General features: G+C 34.5%; 19 protein-coding genes and 2 pseudogenes. 6 read left to right on the top strand and 15 right to left on the bottom strand.

The window, feature by feature from the left end; all coding sequences use genetic code 11:
• Nucleotides 1–32 precede the first annotated feature (32 nt).
• Nucleotides 33–1,709, bottom strand: coding sequence for a glycoside hydrolase family 13 protein (locus tag COE49_RS13100; RefSeq protein ID WP_088230252.1), 1,677 nt, complete (start codon nucleotides 1,707–1,709; stop codon nucleotides 33–35).
• 263 nt (nucleotides 1,710–1,972) lie between these two features.
• On the opposite strand from COE49_RS13100, the gene COE49_RS13095 reads away from it, so the two are divergent.
• Nucleotides 1,973–3,073 (top strand): ABC transporter ATP-binding protein, encoded by a 1,101-nt coding sequence (locus tag COE49_RS13095; protein WP_088230253.1) that lies wholly within the window; start codon nucleotides 1,973–1,975, stop codon nucleotides 3,071–3,073.
• Between the two features lie 68 nt (nucleotides 3,074–3,141).
• Here COE49_RS13095 and COE49_RS13090 read toward each other — a convergent pair.
• From COE49_RS13090 to COE49_RS13080, 3 genes and pseudogenes are all read right to left on the bottom strand, one after another.
• Nucleotides 3,142–3,303: pseudogene (locus COE49_RS13090) on the bottom strand (SDR family NAD(P)-dependent oxidoreductase); the annotation flags it as partial.
• A gap of 2 nt (nucleotides 3,304–3,305) precedes the next feature.
• Complete coding sequence (locus COE49_RS13085; protein WP_088230254.1) at nucleotides 3,306–3,404, bottom strand: flagellar motor protein; 99 nt, start codon at nucleotides 3,402–3,404, stop codon at nucleotides 3,306–3,308.
• Between the two features lie 208 nt (nucleotides 3,405–3,612).
• Nucleotides 3,613–4,068 carry an RDD family protein gene (locus tag COE49_RS13080; protein ID WP_088230255.1) on the bottom strand — a complete coding sequence of 152 codons (456 nt, stop codon included), beginning with the start codon at nucleotides 4,066–4,068 and terminating at the stop codon, nucleotides 3,613–3,615.
• A gap of 131 nt (nucleotides 4,069–4,199) precedes the next feature.
• Between COE49_RS13080 and COE49_RS13075 the strand changes: the two genes are divergently transcribed.
• Nucleotides 4,200–4,631: a DUF3997 domain-containing protein gene (locus COE49_RS13075; RefSeq protein ID WP_088230256.1), complete on the top strand. Its 432-nt coding sequence runs from the start codon at nucleotides 4,200–4,202 to the stop codon at nucleotides 4,629–4,631.
• Between the two features lie 45 nt (nucleotides 4,632–4,676).
• Here the strand turns inward: COE49_RS13075 and COE49_RS13070 are convergent, their stop codons facing one another.
• Nucleotides 4,677–5,441 carry a hypothetical protein gene (locus COE49_RS13070; protein WP_088230257.1) on the bottom strand — a complete coding sequence of 255 codons (765 nt, stop codon included), beginning with the start codon at nucleotides 5,439–5,441 and terminating at the stop codon, nucleotides 4,677–4,679.
• 36 nt (nucleotides 5,442–5,477) lie between these two features.
• Nucleotides 5,478–6,206 carry a DUF4184 family protein gene (locus COE49_RS13065; protein ID WP_098356854.1) on the bottom strand — a complete coding sequence of 243 codons (729 nt, stop codon included), beginning with the start codon at nucleotides 6,204–6,206 and terminating at the stop codon, nucleotides 5,478–5,480.
• Between the two features lie 148 nt (nucleotides 6,207–6,354).
• Between COE49_RS13065 and COE49_RS28345 the strand changes: the two genes are divergently transcribed.
• Nucleotides 6,355–6,624 (top strand): hypothetical protein, encoded by a 270-nt coding sequence (locus COE49_RS28345; RefSeq protein WP_088230259.1) that lies wholly within the window; start codon nucleotides 6,355–6,357, stop codon nucleotides 6,622–6,624.
• 10 nt (nucleotides 6,625–6,634) lie between these two features.
• Nucleotides 6,635–7,387, top strand: coding sequence for an AAA family ATPase (locus COE49_RS13055; RefSeq protein WP_000567975.1), 753 nt, complete (start codon nucleotides 6,635–6,637; stop codon nucleotides 7,385–7,387).
• A gap of 29 nt (nucleotides 7,388–7,416) precedes the next feature.
• Here the strand turns inward: COE49_RS13055 and COE49_RS13050 are convergent, their stop codons facing one another.
• From COE49_RS13050 to COE49_RS13040, 3 genes are all read right to left on the bottom strand, one after another.
• Nucleotides 7,417–8,592: an acetyl-CoA C-acetyltransferase gene (locus COE49_RS13050; RefSeq protein ID WP_088230260.1), complete on the bottom strand. Its 1,176-nt coding sequence runs from the start codon at nucleotides 8,590–8,592 to the stop codon at nucleotides 7,417–7,419.
• A gap of 139 nt (nucleotides 8,593–8,731) precedes the next feature.
• On the bottom strand, nucleotides 8,732–9,181 hold the full coding sequence (locus COE49_RS13045; protein WP_071713138.1) for an NUDIX hydrolase: 450 nt from the start codon (nucleotides 9,179–9,181) through the stop codon (nucleotides 8,732–8,734).
• A 110-nt stretch (nucleotides 9,182–9,291) separates the two neighbouring features.
• Complete coding sequence (locus tag COE49_RS13040; protein ID WP_000288330.1) at nucleotides 9,292–9,585, bottom strand: DUF3928 family protein; 294 nt, start codon at nucleotides 9,583–9,585, stop codon at nucleotides 9,292–9,294.
• A 177-nt stretch (nucleotides 9,586–9,762) separates the two neighbouring features.
• On the opposite strand from COE49_RS13040, the gene COE49_RS13035 reads away from it, so the two are divergent.
• Nucleotides 9,763–10,380, top strand: a complete 618-nt coding sequence (locus COE49_RS13035; protein ID WP_088230263.1) for an ImmA/IrrE family metallo-endopeptidase — start codon at nucleotides 9,763–9,765, stop codon at nucleotides 10,378–10,380.
• Between the two features lie 165 nt (nucleotides 10,381–10,545).
• Here the strand turns inward: COE49_RS13035 and COE49_RS13030 are convergent, their stop codons facing one another.
• From COE49_RS13030 to COE49_RS13015, 3 genes and pseudogenes are all read right to left on the bottom strand, one after another.
• Nucleotides 10,546–11,307 carry a DUF1129 domain-containing protein gene (locus COE49_RS13030; protein WP_098945918.1) on the bottom strand — a complete coding sequence of 254 codons (762 nt, stop codon included), beginning with the start codon at nucleotides 11,305–11,307 and terminating at the stop codon, nucleotides 10,546–10,548.
• A gap of 13 nt (nucleotides 11,308–11,320) precedes the next feature.
• Nucleotides 11,321–11,491 (bottom strand): annotated as a pseudogene (locus tag COE49_RS13025) (DUF1129 domain-containing protein); the annotation flags it as partial.
• Between the two features lie 69 nt (nucleotides 11,492–11,560).
• Nucleotides 11,561–11,893, bottom strand: a complete 333-nt coding sequence (locus COE49_RS13015; protein ID WP_088230265.1) for a PadR family transcriptional regulator — start codon at nucleotides 11,891–11,893, stop codon at nucleotides 11,561–11,563.
• A gap of 195 nt (nucleotides 11,894–12,088) precedes the next feature.
• Here COE49_RS13015 and COE49_RS13010 point away from each other — a divergent pair, with 195 nt between their 5' ends.
• Complete coding sequence (locus COE49_RS13010; RefSeq protein ID WP_088230266.1) at nucleotides 12,089–12,865, top strand: 3-hydroxybutyrate dehydrogenase; 777 nt, start codon at nucleotides 12,089–12,091, stop codon at nucleotides 12,863–12,865.
• A 68-nt stretch (nucleotides 12,866–12,933) separates the two neighbouring features.
• Here the strand turns inward: COE49_RS13010 and COE49_RS13005 are convergent, their stop codons facing one another.
• The 3 genes from COE49_RS13005 to mtnK form a co-directional block, all read right to left on the bottom strand.
• Nucleotides 12,934–13,095 (bottom strand): YvrJ family protein, encoded by a 162-nt coding sequence (locus COE49_RS13005; RefSeq protein ID WP_000393325.1) that lies wholly within the window; start codon nucleotides 13,093–13,095, stop codon nucleotides 12,934–12,936.
• 67 nt (nucleotides 13,096–13,162) lie between these two features.
• Nucleotides 13,163–14,224, bottom strand: a complete 1,062-nt coding sequence (gene mtnA / locus COE49_RS13000; protein WP_098945917.1) for an S-methyl-5-thioribose-1-phosphate isomerase — start codon at nucleotides 14,222–14,224, stop codon at nucleotides 13,163–13,165.
• Complete coding sequence (gene mtnK / locus COE49_RS12995) at nucleotides 14,221–15,402, bottom strand: S-methyl-5-thioribose kinase (protein ID WP_098945916.1); 1,182 nt, start codon at nucleotides 15,400–15,402, stop codon at nucleotides 14,221–14,223. Before mtnK ends, mtnA begins: the two co-directional genes overlap by 4 nt.
• Nucleotides 15,403–15,412 lie beyond the last annotated feature (10 nt).

Genomic DNA, 15,412 nt, shown 5'->3' with positions numbered 1-15,412 from the left:
ATCCTTATGCCAATTTGACATAAGGATTTTTCTTATTTCAATTTAAATACCATTGCTTCATACGGACGTAATATAATATTATCTATTGATCCGCTTCTCACATCATAATTGTGTATTAATAACTCTACTTCACTATAACTAATATCCTCAGGCAATTTAAATACACTTTCATCTGCAGTAAAGTTTGCAATAACAAGAAGTTTTTCGGCTCCATATGTTCTTACATAAGCAAAAATAGATGGATTATTTTCTAGTATTAAATCATATGATCCATACACAATAATCTCATTATTTTTACGTAACTCAATTAATTTTTTATAGTAATAAAAAATTGAGTTTTCATCTTGAATTGCATGCTCCACATTAATTTCTTCGTAATTAGGGTTTACCGCAATCCATGGTTCACCTGTTGTAAATCCAGCATGTTTCTTATCATCCCACTGCATTGGAGTTCTAGCGTTATCTCTGCCTTTTATATAAATAGATTCCATTACTTTTTCTTTATCTTCACCACGGTCTACCACTTTTTCATTGTACATATTTAACGTTTCAATATCTCGATATTCATCAATTGATTGGAATCGAACGTTCGTCATTCCAATTTCTTCGCCTTGATAAATATATGGCGTTCCCTTCATCATATGAAGCACCGTCGCTAACATTTTTGCCGATTCAGTACGGTATATTCCATCATTACCAAAACGAGATACAACACGTGGCTGATCATGGTTATTCCAATAAAGGCTATTCCACCCTGTATGCTCTAATGCTTTTTGCCACTTTGTTAAATTCTCTTTTAAAGTAAGAAGTGAACATGGTTTTACATCCCATTTTCCGCCCTCTCCTGAATCTAAATCCATATGTTCAAATTGGAATACCATTTGTAATTCTTTTCTAGCTTCTCCAGTATACAATTTAGCCTCTTCTGTCGTTACACCTGGCATCTCACCAACTGTCATAATATCATAATGAGACAATACTTCTTCATTCATTTCATGCAAATATTTATGAATATTTGGGCCGTTCATAAAATGTTTATGTCCTGAAACATACCCCTCTTCATCCGTTTCAACAGTTGGTAAACCTTCTTCTTTAGAAATAAAGTTAATAACATCCATACGGAATCCATCAATTCCTTTTTCCAACCAAAACTTCATCATTTCATAAACATCTTGTCTTACTTCTTCATTATCCCAATTTAAATCTGGCTGTTTTTTAGAAAACAGATGCAAATAATATTCATCTGTTATTTCATCATACTGCCATGCAGATCCACTAAAAGCTGCTCCCCAGTTATTCGGCTCTTTCCCATCTTTTCCAGGACGCCATATATAGTAATCTCTATATTTATTATCAATAGATTTACGTGATTCAATAAACCAATTATGTTCATCGGAAGTGTGATTAACAACTAAGTCCATCATAAGTTTCATATTACGTTCATGCATTTCATGTAATAGCTCGTCCCAATCTTCCATTGTTCCGAACTCATTCATTATTTTACAATAATCACTTATATCATAACCGTTATCATCATTTGGAGATTCATAAACCGGTGATAACCAAATTACATTAATCCCTAATTCTTTTAAGTAATCTAGCTTTGAAATAATACCACGAAGATCACCTATACCATCACCGTTACTATCCATAAAGCTACGAGGATAAATTTGATATACTACACTTTCTTTCCACCATTGTTTTTCCATTATGCTACCCCATTTCATCTACACTATAATTTTTATTTCCCTCAAGGCGCAAACGTTTTCATTAATGAATAATAACAGATTCTATCTTAATTTAAAATAGCGCTTACAATTTTTATTCTTCTTTTTCTAAGAAAGCATGAGAAAATCACTACCATTACTCAAATGTATGCAAACGTTTTATTTTTTTATTTATTTTTTGAATCTATTAGTTTATAATGAACTCAAAGAAAACGTTTGCATAATTATTTCTAGGGGGAAATACCATGGCAGAACTGAAATTAGAAAACATTTATAAAATATATGATAATAACGTAACAGCTGTAACAAATTTTAATTTACACATTCAAGATAAAGAGTTTATCGTATTTGTTGGTCCTTCTGGATGCGGAAAATCTACTACTTTACGAATGGTAGCTGGACTTGAAGATATTTCAAAAGGAGAATTTTCAATTGATGGTAAGCTAATGAATGATGTTCCTCCAAAAGATCGTGATATCGCAATGGTCTTCCAAAACTATGCTCTTTATCCACATATGAGTGTGTATGATAATATGGCATTTGGATTAAAACTTCGAAAAATACCAAAAGATGAAATCGATCGTCGTGTGAAAGATGCAGCACGAATTTTAGGGCTTGAACAATATTTAGATAGAAAACCGAAAGCATTATCAGGTGGCCAACGTCAACGTGTTGCATTAGGTAGAGCGATCGTTCGAGATGCGAAAGTTTTCTTAATGGATGAACCTTTATCAAACTTAGACGCAAAACTCCGTGTTGCAATGCGCTCAGAAATTTCTAAGTTACACCACCGTCTTGGAACAACAACAATTTATGTCACACATGATCAAACAGAAGCAATGACAATGGCTTCCCGTCTTGTTGTTATGAAAGACGGAAAGATTCAACAAATTGGAACTCCAAAAGAAGTATATGAAACACCTGAAAATGTTTTCGTTGGTGGATTTATCGGATCTCCAGCAATGAATTTCTTCCGTGGTAAATTAACTGAAACCGATTTCGTTATAGACAACGCAATACAAGTCAAAGTATCTGAAGGAAAAATGAAGCTGTTACGTGAACAAGGCTATGTAAATAAGGAGATTGTTTTAGGTATTCGTCCTGAAGACATTCATGATGAACTATTATTTTTAGAAGCTTCACAATCTACTACCTTCACAACAAAAATTGAAGTCGCTGAGTTATTAGGCGCTGAATCTCTTTTATATATGAAACTGGGAACTCAAGATTTTGCAGCACGTGTTGATGCAAGACATACATTTTCACCTGGTGATCAAATTAAACTCGCATTTGATATGAATAAAGCGCATTTCTTTGATAGTCAAACCGAACAACGTATTCGTTGAAAAATAGTTTTCTTCTATATAACATACAAAAAAACCGTCCTCATTTATACCGAGGACGGTTTTCATTATTATACTAGGGCTTCAACTGTATGAAATGATTGTCCTTTCGTGCTAATAATACCGAAAATCGGTAAATCACTTAACACTACTTCTTCTTGCTGTTTCATAAAAGATGACGTTAATTGTTTTATCTCTATCCAAACGTCGTTAATATAAAGCACATTGGAATCGATTACTTTTTTACTCCCTCTTTTTTCTTACTATTAAGCTGATCGAAAACTAGACCAATGAAAATTAAAATCCCCCAAAAGATTATGCTACCTCCTGTCATTTCAATTTCCCCCTTATTATATAAAGATATTATTTTTAATTATTATAACATTTTCTTAATTTTCAATCTATTTAAATTAAGAAAATGAACCTTTACCTTCCTCCTAACTTCCTCGCATTCATTGAATTTCAAGGTGAAAGTCTTACCGCCCACAAATAACGGGATAAAAAAAGACCTTTTTATTTAAGAATAAAAAGGTCACTGTGTATTATACAAGACTGATCACTTTTGTCTTTGCAATTAAATCGTGAAAACCACAATTATCTTTGCGGAACAACATCATGTATATGTTACATAATAATGGAATTCCAAGTAGCAATATGTTCGGTAATAACAATGCAAAAAACCGTATTATTAATGTTTGTAACGTTAGTTTTTCACTCGTCAATGAAATTAATTTTGTTCTCGTTATTTTTTTACCAAGTGTTACACCGTTCCAAATAAAAGGTAACAATATAAAATAAAGGGCCATTAATATGAACACTACTGTGAGATCATATCTATAGTCTCCAAAACTTATATTAAAACGATTAAAAATAGCACTATAGTTTCCAGTTATCACAGCTACTACTGCACCATACATAAGCGAGATTAAAAACATATCAATTAGGGAAGCACCTATGCGATTCATTACAAGCGCTGGACGATGCACCTTTAACTTCATTTTATGTCGACTCCTTCATATCCTTTTTTACCCGTTTCATCGTACCACTTCTAAAAAGCATTGTAAACTAGCGTTTCTCTTACTTTTCTTGTACAATGTGTTACAACAGCATTGTAAAGGAGGTTCCCATATTGAAAAAATGGATAATCCTATTCCTCGCCTTCCTATTAGCTGGTTGCGCTGGGAATACAAGCCACTTAACTTATACGATTAATGATGAATACGAACTCATACGTACTTCTGGAAATGCATTTGAACTTTTCCCCTCGCAAGATGCTGTATATGCCACACAATACATCCCTGCCAAAATTACAGACATTGGTTGGGATGATAAATACATTATTGCAAAACAGACTGAGGAAAAGTCCGATCCAAATAATCCTGATGGGGCAATTGCAAATAAAAAAAGTGAGCATTATTGGATTATTGACGTCAAGCACAATAAGCGTTTTGGTCCCTATAATGAAAAGCAATTTAACGAACAAAAAGATGCATTTAAAATTAAGGTACCTTTTCAAAATGTAGATTCATACATAAAAGAAATAAAAAAACAGTCAGCATAATGTTTTGAACGCTGACTGTTTTTACTTACCTTTTTTTTAAACACCTTACTCAGAAAGTGAGATATTAAAAGTTTGTGCTTCTTTAACAACATCCTGTGTCTCTGTATCTCCTGCAATTAAATCATCGGTTGTAAACTTAATATCCTTTACCTTTTCTTTTCCATCATCAAGTATTAAACCGATAATTCCATCTCTTGTTTCACCAGGCTTATAGTCTTCTCTAGATACATTTTTTGTACCAACGAGCGTATCTTCATCATATAAAAAGTTTTGTGTCGCTACTTTAAAATGTTGTTTATCATTAATCGTAACATCATTCATAGAGAAAAATTGCATATTTTTATTTCCGCTATTCTCCACTTTATATGTAATCTCAACGTAACGAATCGTATCACTAATCTCTGTTCCACTTAGCGATGCATATAATTCAGCATCTTCTTGACTTACTTTATCGCCTAATCTACGCTTTACTTCTTCAGGAGTTAATGCCGTATATGCTTTCAATGTATTTTTTGCATCTTCACTCATCTGTGATAAAGAGATTACTTTCACATCTTGCACATGAATTTTCATTGGCGCTACTTCAAATGTTTGATTAACAGAATGCATCTGCTCTAATTTGAAAGTACCCCAACCTGTTTCTTTCACCTTTTGTCCTACTTTGTTTAGCTCACGTCCACCATATTCTTTCGTTTCAGGAATAGATTCTTTCTTCTTCGGTTCAGCTTTCTTTTCTTCTTGATGGAAGCAACCACTTAACATAAGAAGAAAACTACATAAAACAAAAATACTTTTCCATGCTTTCATCATTTAATTTCTCCTAACGCTATCATTCATGAATATAAATTAGTCCCTTGCTTTGTAAACTATAGAAACAATGAGAAGTCCACAAAATGAACTTGTCAGTCCAGATACTATTATACCTCCAATTTGGAAAATATGAAAATAGGGATCTACGAACGCGTGCACGATAAATATAATAGCTGCCGCAACAATTACTGAAATCCAATACTTTCTTTTTTCCGAAGCCACAATAAGATCTTTACCCATTTCATTTCTATACTTCCATAATACGTATAATAGTAATAGAAAACCAATACATGTACTCCCATGCTGCATATATTTATAAACTGGGATGCTATGCCATTCTCGTTGCAACAATGGTATTTTCATAACAAAATAGCCTGTTTTATGGGTAAACGCATCCCAAACGACATGCGTAAACATACCAAATAATGCAGAATAGCAAAATACAAAAAGGTCTTTCCACGTATGAAGCCCCCATCTATCATCTACTGCACATATATAGTAGCCAGCAAGTGGCTTAGGTAAATGTGTTATAAAAGGCTTTTTTAAAATGTGATGATATATGTATGCTAACAAAAAGACGAGCGGTAAATTTAAATATAAAAACCCCATCCATGTATGCCCAATAACACCATACGGTCTAAAGTGTAAAAAATATTCAAAGTCAGGCGCCATACTACCTAATGTAAGAGCCGTTACTGAAATATATGTAGAATGCTTTTTCGTAAAAGGAAGCACCGCTGCTGGATGTGCGAATGTAAACGGCATATGTTTACTCCTTTTCATATTTTCAATAGAATACCATCTATCATAACGAGAGAATTGATCTTCATGCAATATTTATTTTCACATTGGAATATGATAGTTTACATGTTATAATCCACATAAAATATTCAGAAAGTAAGGAGAAGGTCCCGTGTTATTAACACTTGTCTTTTTTCTTGTTCTGTTTATCTTGTTTTTAAGTACATACATTGGATTTTTTCTATGGAAGCATTTAAAGGTTATAAAATATACGCCCGCTCTCGTTGGCTTTATGAGCGTTCTTTTCATTTTTATACGGAAGAGGATTTCTTTCGCCTTGGAAAGTCTCGGTTTTGGCGCACTTCAATATACAATACTAATAGCAAGTTGTCTCACCTTTGTATTTGCTGCTTTGTTACAATCAAAATCCGTTATGAATTGAGGTTTATATATTGATTGACGTACCCTTTTTAAAAAATGTCACATTAAAAAAAGAAAATATCCCTAGTTTTTCCGCATATCCTTACTGCTTACCCGCTATCCGAACATTACAATCACTAGCTTTCCATCCAAATGTAACATTCATTATTGGAGAAAACGGAACGGGTAAATCAACATTACTCGAAGCAATTGCAATCGCTTTAGGTTTTAATGCAGAAGGTGGAACAAAAAACTTCCGCTTTAGCACAAACGATTCACACTCATCTTTACATGAATACCTTCGAATTTCCAAAAGTTTCAATACACCAAACGACGGTTTCTTTCTTCGCGCTGAATCATTTTATAACGTCGCTTCTTATATTGATGAAATAGACGCTGATTTGGAAGCACGTGGAAATCCGGTTATTGATTCCTATGGTGGTATCTCATTACACAAACAATCACACGGTGAATCGTTCTTCTCATTATTTATGAATCGTTTTTCAGGACAAGGTTTATACATTTTAGATGAGCCTGAAGCCGCTCTATCACCAATGAGACAACTTTCCATGCTCATTCGAATGCATGAGCTAGCGGAACAAGGTTCACAATTTGTTATTGCGACGCATTCTCCTATTTTAATGGCTTACCCTGAATCTACTATATACTCTTTAACACAAGAGGGGATTCACGAATCCACATTAGAAGAAACCGAGCATTATCAAACGACGAAACTTTTCTTTGAAAATCGTGATCGGTTATTCCATCATCTATTTGAGTCGTAAAAAAAGAAGCAGCAATTGCTGCTTCTTTTTTATAATGCTTCTATAAATAATGCTACTCCAATACCGCCGCCGACGCATAGAGAAGCAATTCCTTTTTCTAAGCCGCGTCGCTTTAATTCGTGAATTAAACTTACCGTAATACGAGCTCCTGTACAACCGATTGGATGTCCAAGTCCTACACCACTACCGTTTACATTCACTTTCTCACGATTTAAACCTAATTCTTTTTCTACAGCCAAATATTGTGCTGCGAAAGCTTCATTAATTTCAAGTAAATCTGCATCTTCTAATGACCAATCTACTTTTTCTAAGCCTTTTCGGATTGCTGGTGCTGGTCCAATACCCATAATTTTCGGGTCTACCCCAGCTACTGAATATCCAACAATTCTAGCTAGCGGTTGTAAGCCTTTTTCTTTCGCTTTTTCTTCACTCATTAATACTAGAACCGCGCTTCCGTCATTCAAACCAGATGCATTCCCTGCAGTTACAGATCCATCTTTACGGAATGCTGGTTTTAATCCTGCTAATTTTTCCGCTGTAATATCTGCACGTGGATGTTCATCCTTCGAGAATACAACTTCTTTTCTACGCTCTTTTATTGTAATAGGAACAATTTGATCGTCAAAGTATCCAGACTCGATTGCTTGTAGTGCTAGTGTGTGACTACGAAGCGCAACCTCATCTTGTTCCTCTCTTGTAATTTCATATTGTTCAACTAAATTTTCCGCTGTTTCACCCATCATAATATGATGCAGTGGATCCTCTAATATTTCCCACACTGTATCACGGATTTCTCCATGTTGTAGACGTTGTCCCCAGCGGTGCTGTTTCAATGCATAAGGGCTCGAACTCATCGCTTCTACTCCACCTGCAACAACAATATCACTTACACCTAATTGAATTTGCATTGCAGCTGACATAATTGCTTGCATACCTGAAGAACATTGGCGTTGGATTGTATAACCCGTAACTGTGTCAGGAAATCCTGCCGCTAATGCAGCCGTTCTCGCCGTATTTGCTTCATCAGTTCTTTGAATACAATGACCTAAAATTACTTCATCAACTTCATGTGGTTCTACCCCGCCTCGTTTTACAGCTTCCTGAAGTACAGGAACAGCTAATTCTACTGGCGTTACATTTTTTAGCGCTCCCCCAAAAGTTCCAATTGGCGAACGAACTGCAGCTGTAATAACAACATTATGCATTTTGTACTTGCCCCTCTCTTATGTACCCTAGTCAGTTTTTAGGTGAAATTCCATAAGATGTATGTCTACAACTATCATACTATAAACATACTAAAAAATCAAAATATTTAATATAATAAAAATAGAAGGAATTAACCTTCTATTCTGTTAACGCATATAAAAACTTTTGTAAAATTTTCTCTGTCGTTTCATTCAATTTTGGTAACTTATCTACTGGAAAATATTGAAGTTGTAATCCTTCATGATCGAGCTTTAATTCACCACTCACATGATGCCCCTGATACAGATGAATGACATTAAAAATTTCATCTCCATTCGGATAACGGAAATATACTTCCTTTCCTGATAAGACACCAAGAAATTGCATTATTTTTGCAGTTAGTCCCGTCTCCTCGAATAATTCTCTACGAGCAGTTTCTTCTGTCGTTTCCCCAAGCTCCATTGCTCCGCCAGGCACACCCCAATCATATGTATCCGAACGATATTGAAGCAATACTTCTTGATTATCATTTAATATAATAATTGCTGACCCTACTAGAATAAGTGGCCTTGTACCGACGACTTTGCGTAAATCTTCAATATACCCCAATATGTAAACTCTCCTTTCCTCATCCTCCCTTATCATAACAAAATTTTTCTCCTTTTGTTGATGTAATTTTAAAGAAAAAAAAGGAAGCTTTCGCCTCCTTTTTTCATCTTTTATTTTTTAAAACTTTCATATTTTACAGCTTCAAAAGCTTCCTCAATTTCATCATTACGATAATGGACATATGTAAAACGACCCAATTCTACTAATCTTGCTATTTCCTGTAATGCTTTATGCTGCTCATATGTTTCTTTAAGCTTAATATGTACATAAAACTTCATTAAAGGATGTTCATATAAAGGTTCTCCCACCTCTACATATACATCTTCAACCCCTTGTACAACTCTTACATAACTTGCAAATTGATAAAGTGCTTCTCTGTCTGAAACGATTTTTAATGTATACATATATTCTCCCCCTTTCCTTTACTATATCAAAAAGGCGGCCACACCATGTTATAGAACTATGAATTTTTTTTGACTTGTCATCTATATATTCATGTAACAAAGAAGGCATTTATCCATACATAGCATCTTTTTTACACATATATTATAGGAAGAATTTTTTCATTTGAGGTGTTCCTTATGGATCTATACGTCAATATATGTATTTGCATTACTCCAGGCGCCGATATTTCTAATGACCGCATTGCAAAAGATTTAGCTGTTGCAGAATCAATTTGGCATCCCATTACATTTCAAATTCAAGATGTAATTGTATTAAATGAGCTTTTCCGTTTTTCTGACCGTGAAATCAGTTATAAAAATTCCATTCAAAGTCAGGAAAAATTAGCATCCTTTTTCCAAACGTGTGTAAATGAAGCTCCTGAATGCGATCTTTATATTTGTTATATTGGCAGTGATTATTTCAAAGAAACCGCAGTAATTGCCTGTGCTTACTCTTTAGCAAAACAACAGCAACTTACTGGTTACATCGTTTTAACAAATTCGGCTGCTCCCATGAAAAATATATATACACTCGCTCACGAAATCGGGCATATTTTATTTACAAGACGTGTTCACGGAAAACTTACTCACGCAGATCCTCATTCTCCAACTGGCTCGGAGCACCATCCTTCTCCATTCAATCTTATGTATCCGATAGTCCCCCGCCCTGAAAATGTCCATATTCAGTCCCTATTAACAAACGAACAAAAAGCACTCTCTTTACAAAGCTCTTTATTACAAAGAAAAAAACAGTAACGCCCTTGTTACTGCTCAAAACAATATATACTAATTAACAAACTAAATACTGGCTGCAAAGAATACAATATACACCGAAACATAATCTCTCTAAAAATCAAAATATAGTATTTCTTTGGAAATAATTTATTGTATATCTAGAGCAGCCTTTTTTCTATAGAACTCCTAGTTTACAGTTTTTCGCTCTTCATTTTTTAAAGACCATCGCATTAATACATATAAACTTCCGTACAGAAGTAAAGGCTCTAGTATTATTAAATATGGGTTTTGCTTTCCTAATTCTTTAAATGCAAACATAATTAATAGCGGTATGATAACAGCTAATATTCCAATCCATCCAAGTATATATGCTTCACCAATCAACAGTACTAATAAGACAATTCCAGCTAACATATAACTTTGTATAGTAGTTAATTGCAATACAGGTGTTCCGTACCATTTATTCATAAACATCAATAACACCAATAATAAAATAGGTATCATCACTATTATATAAACAATTCCAAACCCTACCAATTTACTTTTAAAAGAAGACATTCTAAACGCAACAATCGCTCCAATTATCGTAATGAATAAAACGATTGGATAACCAATTAACTGTACATTTGTTAACGTAAATTGCTGATTTGGACTTCCAAATAAAATGTTTGTAAGTAACCAATATCCACCAACACCAATAATCATTCCCAAAATACTTTTTATACTACCGCTTTTATCCTTCTCCATCTCTTTCGCCAACTCTTCCGCATACTCTTTTGGCGAATCCCCAAATATATCCTTTACCGTCTTTCCCTCTTGCTCACCTTCTATTAAATGAAGTTCTGCATCTTCTAAAAAGGCATCAACATCTTCTTCTTTAATCCCTTTTGTTATTAAATACACTTTCGTATCGATTAAAAACTTTTCGCCTTCTTTAGAAACCTTCATTATAACCCCTCCCTTATTTAACTGTTTCTCTTCTATTCGTCTTCATCATAATTTCAACGAAAATTAAAATAAATAAACTTCCGTATAAACATATAATTTGAAATAGCATTGGCACGAGATCTTCCGAGGTAAATGTTTTAAATATTAACATTATAGAAAGTGGAATGATTAAATATATCGCTTTCTTTCACACTCTTTGCCGTCAAAAATAATCTCATATCTAATAAAAACTTACGCGCTTCATTTGATAGCATTATTTCCTTCTCCCCTTTCCTTCAAGTAGACGTTCTACACTACTTTGCATCGTTTCCCAGCGATCCATAAATTCATTAAGTGCTTCCTCGCCTTTTTCTGTTAATGTATAATATTTTCGCTTTGGGCCAGATGGAGATTCCTTCATTACACTTGTTATTAATCCTTCCTTTTGCATTCGTATTAATAACGGATAAATACTTCCCTCACTCGCCATTGTAAAGCCATACTTCGCTAGCTTTTCACTCATTTCATAACCATATATTTCACCTTCAGAGATAATAGCAAGTAAGCATCCTTCTAAAATCCCTTTCAGCATTTGACTTGTCGACATAATTCAAATCCTCCCACTATCTTGTTTTACAAGATAGATAAGCGTAAGTATCTTGCTTTACAAAATAGTATAACAGAGACTATTTTGCAAAACAAGATAGCGAACAATGTTTTTCCAAATGTTTGCAGGAATTTTATTATACCCTCTCTAAATAGAGCAATATGAAAACTTTATTATGAAGGGATGTTTTTCGTCATGGTTACAAATCGAGTTGTCTTTTTAACAGGTGCCGCGAGTGGTATTGGTTATGAAATGGGGAATGCTTTTGCAAAAGAAGGGGCTAAAGTTGTTATTAGTGATCGGCTTGAAGATCGTGCGAAAGAAGCTGCTGAACAATTACAAAAGGAGGGATTTCAAGCGATTGGTTTAAAATGTGATGTTACATCTGAAGAAGAAATTGCAGCTGCAATTTCTCAAACAGTTAGTCATTTCGGTTCATTGGATGTATTAATTAACAATGCAGGAATGCAACACGTCTCACCGATTGAAGATTTTCCCACTGAAAAGTTCGAGCTACTCATTAAGATTATGCAAATTGCTCCGTTTATTGCCATTAAACATGCCTTTCCGATTATGAAAAAACAAAAGTATGGCCGAATTATTAATGTTGCTTCCATTAATGGTCTCGTTGGATTTGCAGGAAAATCCGCCTATAATAGTGCCAAACATGGCGTAATTGGATTAACAAAAGTGGCAGCTTTAGAAGGTGCTATCCATGGTATTACTGTAAATGCCCTTTGTCCTGGTTATGTCGATACCCCTCTTGTACGTAATCAACTGCAAGACTTAGCGACTACACGAAATGTACCACTTGAAAATGTTTTAGAAGATGTTATTTATCCACTTGTACCACAAAAGCGCTTATTACAAGTACAAGAAATTGCTGATTATGCTATGTTTTTAGCGAGTGAAAAAGCAAAAGGTATAACCGGACAAGCCGTTGTTATCGATGGTGGCTATACTGCTCAATAAAGTGAAACTTTAATCAGTGGGGCTTTTACGGGCAGGTAATGCGTGATAAAAAATAAAGTTTNNAAACTTTATTTTTTATCACGAGGATCATCGTACTTTAGTAATTGTTGCGGTAGTTTCTCTATTGCAACAGTTATCCCATCTAATTTACTTTCAATCCGATGGAGTAAATATAATGTTACAACAATCGGAAACCCTACATTACCTATCATCTTGATCCACTCTTCCATCTTTCTCTCCTCCTTTCACTATATAAATAAGAAAAAATGGACAATTTAGGCATAAAAAAACAAGCTATTAAATTTCAGCTTGTCTTTCAAATAATGTCAGAATTTCTTTTTTATAATCTCCTCGTAAAATCCCTTTCTCAGTAATAATACCTGTAATTAATTCATTCGGTGTTACGTCAAATGCTGGATTATAAACATCCGTTCCAATTGGTGCTACTTGTTTCCCAAAAATTTTCGTAACTTCTGTTTCATCTCTCTCTTCAATAACAATTTCAGCTCCAGTTTCTTTCGTAATATCAAAAGTAGATAACGGAGCTGCAACATAAAATGGGATATCGAAATAATTTGCTAATATAGCTAAATTCATTGTTCCAATTTTATTTGCGGTATCTCCATTTGCGACAATTCGATCTGCGCCTACGATAATCGCATCAATTTCTTTCGTACGAATCGCATGAGCTGCCGTATTATCTGTAATAAGTGTTACATCAATATTTGCTTGCTTCAACTCCCAAGTCGTTAAACGCCCACCTTGTAAAACGGGTCTCGTTTCACATGCATACGCGTGTAAACGAACGCCCTTCTCTTTCCCAATATAAAACGGTGCTAATGCAGTACCATATCTTGCAGTTGCAATACTTCCAGCGTTACAAATTGTTAAAATGTTATCACCGTCTGTAAAACATGTTAACGCATATTCCCCAATACTCCGGCACACCTCTTCATCTTCCTGCTGAATGTGAAGTGCTTCTTCTTCTAATATTTTTTGTGCTTCTTTTATTGTAGTAATCTCTCGAATAGATTCTCTCATGCGATCGATTGCCCAAAACAAATTCACTGCCGTCGGTCGTGAAGTTCCTAGATAGTTACAATCTCTATTAAACTTCTTTTGAAATTCTTCAATATGTAAAGTATTATATTGTTTTGCCGCAAGCGCCAAACCAAATGCTGCTACAATTCCAATTGCAGGTGCTCCACGTACTTCTAGCAGTACTATACTTTTCCATACCTCTTCAATAGTCGTTAACGTTTTGTATTCCGTACTATGTGGCAACTTTGTTTGATTTAATACCGCAATTGCATCACCTTTCCAACTGACAGATCTCGGAATAGTAACAATCGTACTCATGCTTTTACCCCTCCAGAAACTGTCTGCTGAAATAATGTTCGGAACAGTTGAATATCAGCGCTCTTAGATTCATATTTAATTAGTTCTTTACCTAAGCATAGCGCTTGTTTCTTAGCTTGAATTCTCTTTTCTTTATTTGCTATTTCATCTAAATCAGCTACATGAGCTAAGCCAATTGTTCTTCGGATAAGCTCACATCCTGCAAATCCGACAGCATCAGTAAAAATATTTTGCAAAATAATCGGTAACCATTGTTTCTCTTTCGTATATGCTTCTACTCCTTCTCCAATCCATAACTTCGTAAAAGCTTCTACAAAATAACTCCATGTCTTTTCTATATGGAAAAATAGTATGCTTCTCTTTTCTTCTTCCCTCGATAAAGCATTTAATAATAAATTTGCAATAAATTGCCCAAGATCAAACCCAAATGGGCCGTACGTTGCAAATTCTGGATCAATCACTTTCGTCTCAGAAGGTGATGAAAAAATGCTACCCGTATGTAAATCACCATGAATAAGCGCTTCTTTTCTCGTTAAAAATTTATATTTATATTGTGCTACTTTTAGCTTTAAAGTTTTATCACTCCAAAGTTCATCAACCACTAGCTGTAAATCTGGCTCATAATTATTCGTATCGTAATGTCCAAACGGATCTGTAAACACTAAATCTTCTGTTATTTTACACAGGTCTGGATTTACAAATGCACCTTCTAGTACTCTTTTCTCTTCTGACTCTAACCCGAAATCTGAAGTATAAAACAAAACATGTGCTAGAAAACGGCCAATATGTTGGGATAAAAGTGGATACCCTTCTCCATCTATCAATCCCCTTCTTGTAATTGTTAGCCTTGATAAGTCTTCTATTACTGTAACTGCTAAATCTTCATCATGACTGTACACTACCGGAACATAATCCGGTACATACTTCGCAAAAATTTGTAATGCCTTACTTTCAATTGTTGCTCTTTTTATAGACAATGGCCAGCTCTCACCAACTACTTTCGCATATGGAAGAGCTTGCTTTATTATAATCGACTTCTCCCCATCCTCTAATTTGAACACGTAATTTAAGTTTCCATCTCCAATTTCATGACAAACTACATTTGCTTTTTTTTCAAAATAGCCGTGTTCTTTCGCATATTGTACAGCTGTTACTTCTGTTAATGAATAATATCCCATCGTCTATTCC

The organism is Bacillus sp. AFS029637 (assembly GCF_002584985.1).
In the GTDB taxonomy this organism is placed as follows: domain Bacteria; phylum Bacillota; class Bacilli; order Bacillales; family Bacillaceae_G; genus Bacillus_A.
The sequence above is the reverse complement of the archived record's forward strand: the minus strand, read 5'-3'. Positions and strand labels throughout refer to the sequence as shown.